We start from the raw sequence: 13,570 nt of genomic DNA on the forward strand, positions 1-13,570 counted from the left end.
GCCAGTTGCGAGCGAAGCTGGTAGACTCCGCCGCCATTATGATCCGACTTCAGAACCTGACTTTACAGCGTGGCCCGCAACGTCTGCTAGAAGACGCCGAGCTGACCCTGCACGCCGGCCACAAAGCCGGCCTCATCGGTGCCAACGGCGCCGGCAAATCGAGCCTGTTCGCCTTGCTGCGCGGTGAGCTGCACCCGGACTCGGGCGATTGCCTGCTGCCGGCCGACTGGCGTATCGCTCACATGCGCCAGGAGGTCGACACCCTCGAGCGCCTGGCGGTGGACTACGTGCTCGATGGCGACCTGCGCCTGCGTCAGGTGCAACACGACCTGGCGGCGGCCGAAGCGGCCCACGACGGTGCCGCACAGGCCCGCCTGCACGCGGAACTCGACAGTGCCGACGGCTACACCGCCGATGCCCGCGCGCGCAAATTGCTCGCCGGCCTGGGCTTTACCAATGAACAGATGGACCGCCAGGTCGGGGACTTCTCCGGTGGCTGGCGGATGCGCCTGAACCTGGCGCAGGCCCTGATGTGCCCTTCGGATCTGCTGTTGCTCGATGAGCCGACCAACCACTTGGACCTCGACGCCATTATCTGGCTCGAAGACTGGCTCAAGAGTTACCCGGGCACGCTGCTGCTGATTTCCCACGACCGCGATTTCCTCGACGCGGTGGTGGATCACGTCGCCCATGTCGACCAGCGCAAGCTCACCTTGTACCGCGGCGGCTACAGCGCCTTCGAGCGCGCTCGTGCCGAACGCCTGGCCCAGCAACAGCAGGCCTACGAGAAGCAACAGGCGCAACGTGCGCACATGGAAAGCTACATCGCCCGCTTCAAGGCCCAGGCCACCAAGGCCCGCCAGGCCCAGAGCCGGATCAAGGCGCTGGAGCGGATGGAAGAGCTGTCGGCGGCCCACGTCGATTCACCGTTCGATTTTGTCTTCCGCGAATCGAGCAAGATTTCCAGCCCGTTGATCGACCTGTCCGACGCGCGCCTGGGCTACGGCGACAAGACCGTGCTGGAGAAGGTCAAGCTGCAACTGACCCCGGGGGCGCGGATCGGTCTGCTGGGCCCCAACGGTGCCGGTAAGTCGACCCTGATCAAAAACCTCTCTGGCGAACTCCAGCCATTGGCTGGGCGTTTGACCCGAGGCGAAAACACCGTCGTTGGCTACTTCGCCCAGCACCAACTCGACTCCCTGGATTCCAAGGCCAGCCCGTTGCTGCATCTGCAACGATTGGCGCCGACCGAGCGTGAACAGGTCCTGCGCGATTTTCTCGGCGGTTTCGATTTCCGCGGGGCGCGCATCGACGAGCCAGTGTTGAATTTCTCCGGTGGCGAAAAGGCACGCCTGGCGCTGGCGTTGATCGCCTGGGGCCGGCCGAACCTGTTGCTGCTCGACGAACCGACCAACCACCTGGACCTGGAAATGCGCCTGGCCCTGACGATGGCCCTGCAGGAATTCAGTGGTGCGGTGTTGGTGGTGTCCCACGATCGGCATTTGCTCAAGAGCACCACGGATAATTTCTTCCTGGTCGCCGACGGCAAGGTCGAGGAGTTCGACGGCGATCTGGAAGACTACGCTCGTTGGCTGGTGGAATACCGCCAGCGCAACGCGCCGGTCAGCAGCACGCCGGTCAACCCGGACAAGACCGACAAAAAGGCCCAGCGCCAGGCCGCCGCCGCGTTGCGTCAGCAACTGGCGCCGCACAAGCGCGAGGCCGACAAGCTCGAAGCCGAGCTGGGCAAGCTGCATGAAAAGCTGCAGAAAATCGAAACCAGCCTGGGCGACAGTGGTCTGTACGAGGCGGCGCGCAAGGATGAGTTGCGTGACCTGCTGGCTGAACAGGCCAGGTTGAAGGTTCGGGAAGCGGAGCTCGAGGAGGCTTGGATGCAAGCGCTGGAACTGCTGGAAACCCTGCAAGCGGAGCTGGAGGCGTTGTCCTGATGGAAGCGTTGGCGTTGCCTGTCCCTGTCCTGTGGATCGAGCCGATCTGGCTCGGTGTGCAAATCCTGCTGATCCTGGTGGCCGGTTATGTCTCGCAGCGCTTCGTCGCGCGTGCGCTCACGGGCCTGGGCGAGCGTTACCCGCTCCCACCGCAATTGGTGATTATCCTGCGGGGCGTGCTGCGCTGGCTGATCATGGGCACTGCGGTGCTGGTGGTGCTCGAACGCCTGGGCGTCTCGGCCACAGTGCTGTGGACGGCTCTGTCGGGCTTCGTCGCAGTGGCGGCGGTGGCGTTCTTTGCCATCTGGAGCGTGCTGTCGAATCTGTTCTGCGCCGTTTTGATCTACACCGTCGGACCGTTTCGCCTGGGCGATGTGGTCGAACTGGTGGACACCACCGACAAGCCCGGCATCAAGGGGCGCGTGGTGGCGATCAATCTGCTGTACACCACGCTGATCGAACCCGAGGAACTCGGCACCGGCAGCGCCATGGTGCAGGTGCCCAACAGCCTGTTTTTCCAGCGTTCGGTGCGGCGCTGGCGTGGCAGCGAAGCGTTTCCGGTGGGTGGGCTCGTCGAGTAAAGGACTGCTACGCAGCCCGGCGGGAGCGAGCTCCCTCGCCACGGTGTTCACATTGGCTTAGATACTTGGGCAAAAAACGGTGGTCAACGACGTGACGGCGCATTAGCTTAGTCGTTTCGACGAATCCGAGCCGAGGTGTGCAATGTTGCTGGAAACATGGCTGGCGTTTTTTGCCGCCTGTTGGGTGATCAGTCTTTCCCCAGGTGCCGGTGCCATTGCATCGATGTCCAGTGGCTTGCGCTACGGCTTCTGGCGCGGTTACTGGAACGCCTTGGGCCTGCAATTGGGCCTGGCGTTGCAAATCGTGATCGTCGCCGCCGGTGTTGGCGCGATCCTCACGGCGTCGGCCACCGCGTTCTATGCGATCAAGTGGTTCGGCGTGGCTTACCTGGTTTACCTGGGTGTCAAACAATGGCGAGCCATTCCCGGTGACATGACTGACGACGCGGCCCCGCGGCCCATCGGCAAGCCCCTGGCACTGGTGTTTCGCGGCTTTCTGGTCAACGTCAGCAACCCCAAGGCGCTGGTGTTCATGCTGGCGGTGTTGCCGCAGTTCATCAATCCCCATGCACCGTTGATCCAGCAATACCTGATCCTGGGCGTCACCATGATCGTCGTCGATCTCATCGTCATGGCCGGCTACACCGGGTTGGCGTCCAAAGTTCTGCGCCTGTTGCGCACCCCGAAACAGCAACGGCGGATGAACCGTGCCTTCGCGGGTCTGTTCATTGGCGCGGCGGGTTTGCTCGCGACGATCAGAAAGGCCGCTGCATAAAGCAAAACCCGTGGCGAGGGAGCTTTTGTGGGAGCAAAGCTATGTGGGAGCAAGACTGTGGGAGCAAGGCTTGCCCGCGATTGAGGCGATGAGGTCTTTCAGAAATAGAGTCGCTCCATCGCGGGCAAGCCTTGCTCCCACATAGCCTTGCTCCCACAAGACCTCTGCGCCACAGAGCATTCGCTCAGTGATTCAGCGCAGGATTACCGGCGCCGTATCCCGGGGCAGATTGTTGCGCTGTGCAGGCTCGCGGGGCTGTTCGTAGCTCGGGCCACCAAGCTGTTCGCTTAGCTGCCGCGCCACGTCTTCCCCCAGGGCCTTGGACACTTCGCGCACCACCCGTGGACGGTTGAGGCTGATGCGCACGTCCCGGTGGTTCAGCAACTTGGTGTCCTGGCCTTCGCCCATGGCTGTAAAGGCCGAGGTGATTTCGTAGGTCTTGGTGTTGATCAGGCTGAAATCCGCCACCAGGGTCAGCGCCAGCACGGCCGAGTAGCTGTCGGTATTGGCCAGCTCGTTGATGTCGCGGGTGAAGTCGATGTCCGACACCGTGCCGAACAGCACGTAGTCGGCACCCTTGAAGTTCCCGGCCTTGATGCGCTTGATCACGTCATAGACGTCGCCATTGGACGCCGCCGTGTGGGGCGTCCCCTGGGTCAGCTGGAACATCCCGCTGCGCAGGATCTCGCCCTTGATGTCGCCGGTGAACTTGCGCAGTTCGCCCTGCTCGATGTAGCTGCTGGTGGCTTCCATCTCGTCGTAGCTCGAGGAAGCGCTGGCGCTGTAGGGGTTCGCCTGGAAGTTGCTCTGCGCCGAAACGGTGTGGATGTACTCCTCCACCCGTTCCTGGTACGCAAGGTCGGTCACCGCGACTTTTGGGGCCGCCTGCGCGCCAAATGCGCAGGCCAGGGCCATGATGCCTATCCATGTGCGCATGGCTTAGCGCTCCGTGGTCTTGCGGATTTCTTTTTCGTCCATCCACTCGGCCAGACCGCTCTCGACGTCGATCAATTGCAGGCTGAATTTGTAGAAGACGTCCTTGTAGTCGCTGCTGCGCTTGACGATCGAGCTGATGGAGCCCTCAAGGCGGTACTTGGCAGCGATCATGTTGCCGGTCTTGGCCACGGTGCTTTTCTTGTACAGGCCGCTCTGGTTCTGCAGCTTGAGCTGGTCGACCTGGCTGTCCATGGCGGTGTTGTCGCTGGCGAAACGGGCAGCGCCGGTCTTCATCAGCTGGGTCTTGATGCTGGTGGTGATTTCGCGGGTGTCGATGTATTCGCTGGTCTTGTTCTTCACGTCATAGACCTGGACCACTGGGCGACCCTGCAGGATGCCGGACTGGGCCAGGGAGCGGGTCATGGACTCGGCGATCATTTGCAGGTCGGTGGAGCCGAACTCGTTGGTCACGGTTTCCACGGCCTTGGTATCGCCGTAGCTGATGTTCTTGTTGCCCAGGACCGGCGAGTTGTTGGCACAGCCGCTGACCAGCAGGGCGGCGAGGGCGAGGGAGGAAATGCGTACGAACATGTGGGTGCTCTCGAAAACTGAATAAAAGGTCTGTGGCGAGGGGATTTATCCCCGTTCGAGTGCGCAGCGCTCGTTTAAAATTGGGGCTGCTGCGCAGCCCAGCGGGGATAAATCCCCTCGCCACAGGAAATGTGCATCTGTCTCAAGGGGTATTGATTTCCAAACGGAAATCCACGGCCTTGGGTGTGGGCGCGATGGCCGGCAGGAAGCTGGTCTGTTCGCCGTACAGCGTCAGGCTTTTCCAGGTTTCTTCCTCGGCGATCGGAAAGCCTTCCGGCCCCAGCCAGGCAAAGCGGTAGTACATGGTCTTGTTGTTGTAGCTGGTGTTGCTCAACTGGACATTGACGGTCATGTAGCCGTTTTCCCGGGCCACGCGCATGGCGCCGACCACGATGTTCTTGGTCTTGCCCATCGCCACGACCTTGCTGGCGGCGCTGCCCGGCTCCGGTGGCGGCGGGGTGGCGCAACCGGCCAGCAAGGCCAGGGCGCCGACGGCGATCAGTTTTAAACGCATGTGAACAAGACTCCGTTCTTAAGGTTGCTTGAGGGCAATGGCGGTCGGGTTGGCGCTTGGCATCACCTGGGCCGCCAGGCCACCGGCGAACACCTGGTTGCCCACCGCCCGCAGGCTGATGACCTGGTAGCGCTGGTCGACGGTGACCTTGACCACCGAACCGCCCACCGCGCTTGGCAAGGTGACCTGGTGCTCGCCTTTCTTCAGGCGCAGGCGCACCACCTGGGTATAGTCGGGCAGGGTGCGCCAGGTCCGCGTGTCGGCGCCTTCGAGTACCGCCGAGGTTAGACCCACGGCCAGGCCGGCCAGGGGGTTGGTTTCGTTGATCTGCTTTTGCGCCACGCCACGGGTGACGGCGCGCACGGTGGTGCGCAGGATGATGCCCGGCATGTCGTCGCGCAGGGCCCGGCGGGACATGGCGGTGGTGCTATTGAGCTGGGTCAGGTCCAACTGACGGCCGTCGACACCGATCTGGCCGAAGGTGGCCGTGGAGGTGTCGGGCTTGATCAGCGGGAACGACAACGGCGTGATCACCAGGTTGCCGCTGATCGGCAAGGGCAGGGGAATGCGGATCGAATCCCGGGACGGTGCCAGGCCGCTCTGCACGACGATCAGGATGTCGCTGTCATCGCTTTTGGCGGCGGGTTTGTCGAGGTCGCGCAGGGCCTGCTCCAGCAACGGAGTGTTGGGGCGCAGTTCGGCGGCCTTGCGATAACCCGGTGCGGCCAGGTCCTTTTCACCCAGGGCTTCGTAGACGAAACCGGCCAGGTAATGGCTGAACGCGCTCTGGTAGCTGTTCTTGAGGCTGACCACTTCCGGGGCGTCGAGGCTGGCCACCGGATAACCCTGGAGGTCCTTGTATTCGGTCTTGACCCCTTGTTTCTCGGCTTCTTCCTCGCGCTTGAGGTATTCCTTGTCCCGCAGGTCGGCGATCACCGCTTCGCGTTCGTGGGTCTTCTTGATCTGGGTCCGCGCGCCGTCGAAGTCATTCACCGCCAGCAGATTCAGGGCCATCTGCGTGGTCAGCATGACCTTTTCGTAATCGTAGCCTTCATAGCGGCGGACTTTATCGTTCACCAGGAAACTGCCGAACTGGGCCAAGTACTTGGCCGAGTCGAGCTTGACCGCGTCTTCCCACTGGCCAACCTGCTGGTCGGCGCTGTTCCAGGCTGTCTGGCTGCCGGACAAGTCGCCCTTGGCACGCAGCAGCTCACCTTTCTCGAAGTAATACAGCAGGTCTTTGTCTTGGCTGGAGTTGTTCTTTTCCAGCAGGGTCAACGCGCCGTCGACGTTGCCGGACGCCAGTTGCTGGTTGGTCTGGGCCAATTCACTGTCGTAGTTGCGAAAGGCCGAGCAGCCGGACAACAAGGTGATCGCGCCAAGGGCGACCGAAAAAACGGCACGGGATGCCATGAACATTTCTTCCCTGATAGCAGCCGGGGTGTGCGGGTCGGGCTGGAGCGATCCCACGGACAAGCGTCGGGACGCTGCCGGTTCCTCATAAAAAGAGGAGCTTTTATGCCATCGAATGATAAGAAGGCGAGGGATTATAAACATGGCGCTTGGCTATGTAATGGCTTTTCAATTCTGAAATGCTGTTTTTGTGACATCACCTCCAAAGCATGAAATCCGATGAAAATCGGCCCCTCAAACACATCGGCCCTTGAGCCAAAGCCATTGGAAGTGAACAATGTGTTACTTCTTATTACCAACCGAGAGTCATTCATGACTGCGCCGTTCCGTTTCCTGGCCTGGCTTGTACTGCCATTGCTTGCGCTGAGCAGCACTCCGCTGCTGGCCGATACCGTCGAGAGTGCCCCCCAGGCGCTGCATTTGTTGGATTACATTGGGGCGGATTACCCGGCGACGGTCGAGATGGGCAAGGTCATCGACGATGCGGAATACCGCGAGCAACTGGAATTCACCCAGGCGCTGGAAGGGCTGATCGCCGGCCTGCCGGCCAAGCCGGAAAAGGCTGAGCTGGTCCAAGGCATCGGCACCTTGCGCGCGGCGATCACTCAGCGCCAGGACGGCGGCGATGTCGCCCGCCTGGCGCGGCAACTGGGGGCCAGGCTGGCGGTGGCGTATGAAGTCAGCCAGGCACCGGTCATCACCCCGGACCCGGCCCGCGGCGCGCCGTTGTATGCGCAGAATTGTTCGGTGTGCCACGGGGCCAACGGTGCCGGCGACGGTCCTGCAGGTGTCGGCCTGGAGCCGCCGCCGTCCAACTTGCGCGACGCCCAGCGTCTGGATCGCCTGAGTCTCTATGGGATCTACAACACCCTCGGCATGGGCATCGAAGGCACCGACATGCCGGCTTTCGCCGATCAGCTCGACGACCGTCAACGCTGGGACCTGGCGACCTACATCGCCAGCTTCAGCGCCGACCCGGCCGCGGCCAAAAGTGAACAGGTCTTCAACCTCGCTGACCTGGCGCGCCAGACTCCTGCGGAAGTCCTCGCCGCGCAAGGCCCCGCAGCGGCGGCGACATTCCGTGCCCAGCGCGCCCAGCCGCCGCAGGTGCAACGTGGCCCGGCGCAGTTGCTCGACTACACGGCCGCCACCCTGGATAAAAGCATCGCGGCGTATCGCGCTGGTGACCATGACCAGGCCTACGACCTGTCGGTAGCGGCTTACCTGGAAGGGTTCGAGCTGGTGGAAAGCTCGCTGGACAACGTCGATGCCAACGTTCGCAAGGACACCGAAAAGGCCCTGATGGCCTACCGTCAGTCGCTACAGGACGGTTTGCCGGTGGAGCAAGCCGAGCAGCGCCTGGACGCGGCCAAGGCCAAGTTGAAGGAGTCCGCCGGCCTGTTGGGCGGCGATGGTTTGAGCTGGTCGCTGAGCTACATCTCCGGGTTGCTGATTCTGCTGCGCGAAGGGCTGGAAGCGATTCTGGTGCTGGCGGCGATCCTGGCGTTCCTGCGCAACACCGGCCAGCAGTCGGCGGTGCGAAGCGTCAATGTCGGTTGGGGCCTGGCCTTGCTGGCCGGTTTGGCGACCTGGGGCCTGGCGGCGTATGTGATCGATGTCAGCGGCGCCCAGCGCGAGCTGCTCGAGGGCGCGACGGCGTTGTTCGCCAGTGTGATGGTGCTGTGGCTGGGGGTGTGGATGCACGACCGGCGTCACGCCGCGGCCTGGCAGGATTACATCAAGAGCAGCCTGGTGGGCGGCGGTGGTCGTTTTGGTTTTGCGATCCTGGCGTTCTTCTCGGTCTATCGCGAACTGTTCGAAGTGATCCTGTTCTACGAGACTCTGTGGCTGCAAGCGGGTCCTGCCGGGCATAACGCCGTGCTGGCCGGCGGCGCGACGGCGCTGGTGTTGCTGGTGGGGCTGGCCTGGGTGATTCTGCGTGGCTCGGCGAAACTGCCGCTGGCGCTGTTCTTCAGCATCAACGCCGCGTTGCTGTGCGCACTGTCGGTGGTGTTCGCCGGTCATGGCGTGAAGGCGTTGCAGGAGGCCGGGATCTTCGGCACCCACCCGGTGGCGTTCTTCGATTTCGACTGGCTGGGCATTCATGCCGATGCCTATTCGCTGGCCGCTCAAGTGGTGGCGATCCTGGCGATCATGGTGTTGTATGGGCGCAGTTGGGTGGCGGAGAAGCGTCGGGTCCAGGTTTCCTGAAAAGCATTCGCTGCGCTCATAATCGCGGGCAAGCCTTGCTCCCACACAAGCTTTTCTCCCACAGACTATGGGAGCAAGGCTTGTGGGAGCAAGGCTTGTGTGGGAGCAAGGCTTGCCCGCGATGCTTTTCTTTTCAATTTAGAGGAAACCACTCAATGCGCGTATGGATCGACGCCGACGCCTGCCCCAAGGCAGCGAAGGAACTGGTGGTCAAGTTCGCCCTGAAGCGCCGGTTCGAGGTGGTACTGGTGGCCGGTCAACCGCAGATCAAGCCGGCCCTGGCCTGTGTGAAATTGATCGTGGTGCCCAGCGGCCCTGACGCGGCGGACGATTACCTGGTGGAGCACGCCGTGCCGGGTGAACTGGTGATCTGCAGCGACGTGCCCCTGGCCGACCGGTTGGTGAAGAAGGGCGTCGCCGCCCTGGACCCGCGGGGCAAGGAGTTCGATGCGCAGAACATGGGCGAGCGGCTGGCGGTGCGCAACCTGTTCACCGATTTGCGTGAGCAGGGTCATGTGGGCGGCGGTCCGGCGGCCTATAGCGAGCGGGACAAGCAGGGGTTTGCCAATGCACTGGATCGGATCCTGACGCGCCTGACCCGAATCGCTTAAGCCTGGCTCGACCTCCTGCGGGAGCGAGCTTGCTCGCGATAACGGTGTGTCAGCCAATACACATGCAACTGAACTGACGCCATCGCGAGCAAGCTCGCTCCCACAGGGGTAGTGGTGGTGGGGTCAGGCGTCGTTCTCGTGGGTCAGCTCCAACACCCGGTCCACCAGTTTGTTGATGCCTGAAGCCGCTTCGCTGATGTTCTGTGCCAGCATGTAGGCCGGGGTGCTGACCAGTTTGCGCGCGCGGTCTTCGACGATGTCGGTTACCGCGCACTCTTCGTGAGTGCCGCCCATTTTGCCCACGGCTGCCGCGGTGTCCGGGTCGTTGCCGATGGTGCACGTCACCCCCGGGCCATAGATTTTTGCCGCCAGGGCCGGTGAGATGCAGATCAGCCCGACCGGTTTACCCGCTTCGGCAAAAGCCTCGGTCAAGGCCAGGACCTCAGGCTGGACAGTGCAACCGGCGCCTTCGACAGCAAAGTTGGAGAGGTTTTTCGCCGAGCCAAAACCACCGGGTACGATCAGAGCGTCGAAATCCTCGGCGTTGGCTTCGCGCAAATCCTTCACGTTGCCCCGGGCGATCCGCGCCGATTCCACCAACACGTTGCGACTCTCGGGCATTTCCTCGCCGGTCAGGTGATTGATCACGTGCAGTTGGGCAATGTTGGGGGCGAAGCACTGGACTTGCGCCCCGCGCTGATCGAGGCGCAGCAGGGTGATCACGCTTTCGTGGATCTCGGCGCCGTCATACACGCCACAGCCGGAAAGGATCACTGCAATTTTTTTGCTCATGGGCTTTTTTCTCCAGATTCATGGCGTTAAATGTCTACTAATTTGTCACTCGTTGCCATAGGGGGATCGGGCAGCTACACCTAATCTGCCGACTATCTCCCTGCCTTGCATGCCCGGGTTGCGTCATGAACTTCATCCTGTATGCCGTGCCGTTCTTCTTCGTGCTGATTGCCGTCGAGTTGCTGGCCGATCGTTGGCGGGGCGTGAGCCACTACCGCGTGGCAGACGCGATCAACAGCTTGAGCACCGGCGTGCTGTCGACCACCACGGGCCTGTTGACCAAAGGCGTGGGGCTGGTGACCTACGCCTTTGCGTTGAAACACCTGGCCGTCATCGAATTGCCTGCCGACCGGGCCTGGACCTGGGTGTTCGCCTTCGTGCTCTACGACTTCTGCTACTACTGGCTGCACCGCATGGGCCATGAGCGCAACATCCTCTGGGCCGCCCATTCGGTGCATCACCAGAGCGAGGACTACAACCTGTCCACCGCACTGCGCCAGACCAGCACCGGATTCCTGTTGAGCTGGATTTTCTACGTCCCGCTCGCCGTACTGGGTGTGCCGCTGGTGGTCTTCGTCAGCGTCGCGGCGTTGAATCTGCTGTACCAGTTCTGGGTCCACACCCAACACATTCCCAAGCTCGGCTGGCTGGAGTGGTGCTTCGTGACGCCGTCCAATCATCGTGCCCACCATGCACAGAACCCTCTCTACATGGATCGCAACTACGGCGGGGTGTTCATTATTTGGGACCGTCTGTTTGGCACCTTCCAAGAAGAAGACGATAACGAACCGGTGATTTTCGGCGTGACCACGCCGCTGGCGAGTTGGAATCCGTTGTGGGCCAACCTGCAGTTCTATGCTCAGCTGTGGGCCGATGCGCGGCGGACCGGGCGTTGGTGGGACAAGCTGCGAATCTGGTTCATGCCCACCGGTTGGCGTCCGGCGGACGTTGCAGCCCAGTACCCGCTGAACAAGCCGAACCTGAGCCAGTTCCGCAAATTCGCCGTGCCGCTGGACCTGCGCCAACAGTGGTACGTGGGGCTGCAGTTCTGCGTCTACATTGCCTTGGGCAGTTATTTGATGAACCTTGAAAGCAGCCTGCCGGTCGCCGCCCTGGTGTTGGGGTGGGGGGCGGTGGCGTTCGGTCTGTTCGTGTTGGGCGTGGCCCTGGAGAATCGCCCGTGGGCGCTGAAGCTGGAGCTGTTGCGGCTGGCCTCGAACCTGCCGCTGGTGTGGCTGGCGCCCTTGACCGGGTTGTGGCCGGTCAGCGCGGTGATGAGCCATGGGGCCTGGGTCGGGCTGCTCAGCTACAGCCTGCTCAGTGGCATCGGGCTGTATTGCTGTCGCAGCCGATTTACTCGGTTGGCGTCGTAGGTGCGTCGGACCTGGTTTGTTCCAGGCGTTCGGCTTCGAGGACTTTCTTGGCCAGCCGCGCATTCTTGATGCGCCGGCGCAGCCACAGGACCAGGCCTAGCACCAGCAGCGCGCCGAGTACCCACAACTCGTATTTCTTGATGCTGCCCAGCATGCCTTCGAGCACCGCACCGAAGTGGTACGCGGCGGCGGCCAGGGCCGTGGCCCAGATCGCCGCGCCGATGCCGTTGAGCAGCAGGTAGCGGCCCGGCGGATAGCCTGACAGGCCGATCGCCACCGGCATCACCGTGCGCAGGCCGTAGACGAAGCGGAAGCTCAGGACCCAGATGTCCGGATGCCGGCGAATGTGCTCCAGCGCGCGATCCCCCATCAACTGCCAGCGCGGCTTGCGCGCCAGGAGCTTGCGGCCGTGCTTGCGCCCCAGGAAATACCACAGCTGATCGCCCGCGTAACTGCCGCAGAACGCCACGACCACCACCAGGTTGATGTCCATGTAGCCACGGAACGCCAGGAAGCCTGCGAGCACGAGGATGGTTTCGCCTTCGAAAAACGTGCCGATAAACAGGGCCAAGTAGCCGAAGTCATGCAGAAATTGTTGGAGCATTGTCTGGGTGCTGGCGAAATGAACGCGCAGCCTAACCCTTCGGGCACATTCAGGAAAGTATCGAAATGTGTCTCGACGTGAACAATTCCTACAGAAGACAATGACTGCGACTACCGGTCGCGCTTTAGCACAACTGTCACGCGTTCGTCATAATGGTCGCTTATAACTGTCACGCTCGCCCGTCTGCGGGCTCAGGAGTCTGCCGTGAGCTTTACCCCCGCCAATCGTCTGTTCCCTGCTACCCGCCTGCGTCGCAACCGTCGTGATGAGTTCTCTCGTCGGCTGGTGCGTGAAAACGTGCTGACCACCGACGACCTGATCCTGCCGGTATTCGTGCTGGACGGCGAGAACCGTCGCGAAGCGGTGGCGTCGATGCCTGGGGTGGAACGCCTGACCATCGACCTGCTGCTCGAAGAAGCCGCCCACTGGGTCGAGCTGGGCATTCCGGCGCTCGCCCTGTTCCCGGTCACGCCGCCGACGCTCAAGTCTCTGGACGCTGCCGAAGCCTGGAACCCGGAGGGCATCGCCCAACGTGCGACCCGTGCCCTGCGCGCGCGCTTCCCGGAGCTGGGGGTGATCACCGACGTGGCGCTGGACCCGTTCACCACCCACGGGCAGGACGGCATCCTCGATGAAGAAGGCTACGTGCAGAACGACATTACCGTCGATGCGCTGGTCAGGCAGGCGCTGTCCCACGCCGAGGCCGGTGCCCAGGTGGTTGCGCCGTCGGACATGATGGACGGGCGCATCCAGGCGATCCGCGAAGCCCTCGAGGTGGCCGGTCACGTCAACGTGCGGATCATGGCCTATTCGGCCAAGTACGCCAGCGCCTATTACGGCCCGTTCCGCGATGCGGTCGGCTCGGCCCTGAACCTGGGCAAGGCCAACAAGGCCTCTTATCAGATGGACCCGGCCAACAGTCAGGAAGCCTTGCACGAAGTGGCGGCCGACTTGTCAGAAGGGGCAGACATGGTCATGGTCAAGCCTGGCATGCCCTACCTCGACATTCTTTGCCGGGTCAAAGACGAATTCAAAGTGCCGACCTTTGTTTATCAGGTCAGCGGCGAGTACGCCATGCACATGGCCGCGATCCAGAACGGTTGGTTGGGCGAAGGGGTAATCCTGGAGTCCTTGACCGCTTTCAAACGCGCAGGCGCTGATGGCATCCTGACTTACTTTGCTGTGCGCGCCGCCCAATTGTTACGAGAGCAGAAATAGCC

The 13,570-nt window shown here is 62.3% G+C and carries 13 protein-coding genes; 7 read left to right on the forward strand and 6 right to left on the reverse strand.

From position 1 onward, the window contains the following. The first annotated feature begins 38 nt into the window (after nt 1-38). The 3 genes from abc-f (at nt 39) to rhtB (ending at nt 3,305) form a co-directional block, all read left to right on the forward strand. The gene (gene abc-f, locus AC3A5O_RS03745) at nt 39-1,949 is read left to right on the forward strand and encodes a ribosomal protection-like ABC-F family protein (RefSeq protein WP_122567513.1); all 1,911 of its coding nucleotides are present in this window, start codon (nt 39-41) and stop codon (nt 1,947-1,949) included. Next, entirely contained in the window at nt 1,949-2,530 is a 582-nt protein-coding gene (locus tag AC3A5O_RS03750; RefSeq protein WP_122567512.1) for a mechanosensitive ion channel family protein, read from the forward strand. The genes abc-f and AC3A5O_RS03750 overlap by 1 nt, the downstream gene beginning before the upstream one ends. Before the next feature lie 142 nt (nt 2,531-2,672). Further along, nucleotides 2,673-3,305 (forward strand): homoserine/homoserine lactone efflux protein, encoded by a 633-nt coding sequence (rhtB, locus tag AC3A5O_RS03755; RefSeq protein WP_305468809.1) that lies wholly within the window; start codon nt 2,673-2,675, stop codon nt 3,303-3,305. Nucleotides 3,306-3,497: 192 nt separating this feature from the next. Here rhtB and AC3A5O_RS03760 read toward each other — a convergent pair whose 3' ends face one another. The 4 genes from AC3A5O_RS03760 to AC3A5O_RS03775 all read right to left on the reverse strand — a co-directional run bounded on the left by AC3A5O_RS03760 (nt 3,498) and on the right by AC3A5O_RS03775 (nt 6,759). Further along, nucleotides 3,498-4,241: a penicillin-binding protein activator LpoB gene (locus AC3A5O_RS03760; RefSeq protein ID WP_354336058.1), complete on the reverse strand. Its 744-nt coding sequence runs from the start codon at nt 4,239-4,241 to the stop codon at nt 3,498-3,500. A gap of 3 nt (nt 4,242-4,244) precedes the next feature. Further along, nucleotides 4,245-4,832: a penicillin-binding protein activator LpoB gene (gene lpoB / locus AC3A5O_RS03765; RefSeq protein WP_003177333.1), complete on the reverse strand. Its 588-nt coding sequence runs from the start codon at nt 4,830-4,832 to the stop codon at nt 4,245-4,247. A 142-nt stretch (nt 4,833-4,974) separates the two neighbouring features. Beyond that, complete coding sequence (locus AC3A5O_RS03770; protein WP_003206754.1) at nt 4,975-5,346, reverse strand: YcfL family putative periplasmic lipoprotein; 372 nt, start codon at nt 5,344-5,346, stop codon at nt 4,975-4,977. An 18-nt stretch (nt 5,347-5,364) separates the two neighbouring features. Continuing rightward, nucleotides 5,365-6,759 carry a COG3014 family protein gene (locus AC3A5O_RS03775; protein ID WP_122567821.1) on the reverse strand — a complete coding sequence of 465 codons (1,395 nt, stop codon included), beginning with the start codon at nt 6,757-6,759 and terminating at the stop codon, nt 5,365-5,367. Nucleotides 6,760-7,071: 312 nt separating this feature from the next. On the opposite strand from AC3A5O_RS03775, the gene AC3A5O_RS03780 reads away from it, so the two are divergent. Then, entirely contained in the window at nt 7,072-8,970 is a 1,899-nt protein-coding gene (locus AC3A5O_RS03780; protein ID WP_487752860.1) for an FTR1 family protein, read from the forward strand. 155 nt (nt 8,971-9,125) lie between these two features. Next, a complete protein-coding gene (locus AC3A5O_RS03785; RefSeq protein WP_122567508.1) occupies nt 9,126-9,581 on the forward strand; it encodes a YaiI/YqxD family protein in 456 nt (151 codons plus the stop codon). Nucleotides 9,582-9,704: 123 nt separating this feature from the next. Here AC3A5O_RS03785 and elbB read toward each other — a convergent pair whose 3' ends face one another. Next, entirely contained in the window at nt 9,705-10,373 is a 669-nt protein-coding gene (gene elbB, locus AC3A5O_RS03790; protein WP_122567507.1) for an isoprenoid biosynthesis glyoxalase ElbB, read from the reverse strand. Between the two features lie 125 nt (nt 10,374-10,498). On the opposite strand from elbB, the gene AC3A5O_RS03795 reads away from it, so the two are divergent. Next, the gene (locus AC3A5O_RS03795; protein ID WP_122567506.1) at nt 10,499-11,746 is read left to right on the forward strand and encodes a sterol desaturase family protein; all 1,248 of its coding nucleotides are present in this window, start codon (nt 10,499-10,501) and stop codon (nt 11,744-11,746) included. Here AC3A5O_RS03795 and AC3A5O_RS03800 read toward each other — a convergent pair. After that, complete coding sequence (locus tag AC3A5O_RS03800; protein WP_122567505.1) at nt 11,727-12,350, reverse strand: DedA family protein; 624 nt, start codon at nt 12,348-12,350, stop codon at nt 11,727-11,729. The genes AC3A5O_RS03795 and AC3A5O_RS03800 overlap by 20 nt on opposite strands. Nucleotides 12,351-12,554: 204 nt before the next feature. Between AC3A5O_RS03800 and hemB the strand changes: the two genes are divergently transcribed. After that, a complete protein-coding gene (hemB, locus tag AC3A5O_RS03805) occupies nt 12,555-13,568 on the forward strand; it encodes a porphobilinogen synthase (protein WP_207963826.1) in 1,014 nt (337 codons plus the stop codon). The last annotated feature ends 2 nt before the right edge of the window (nt 13,569-13,570 follow it).

It is taken from the genome of Pseudomonas sp. Soil_N_39, from assembly GCF_057655955.1.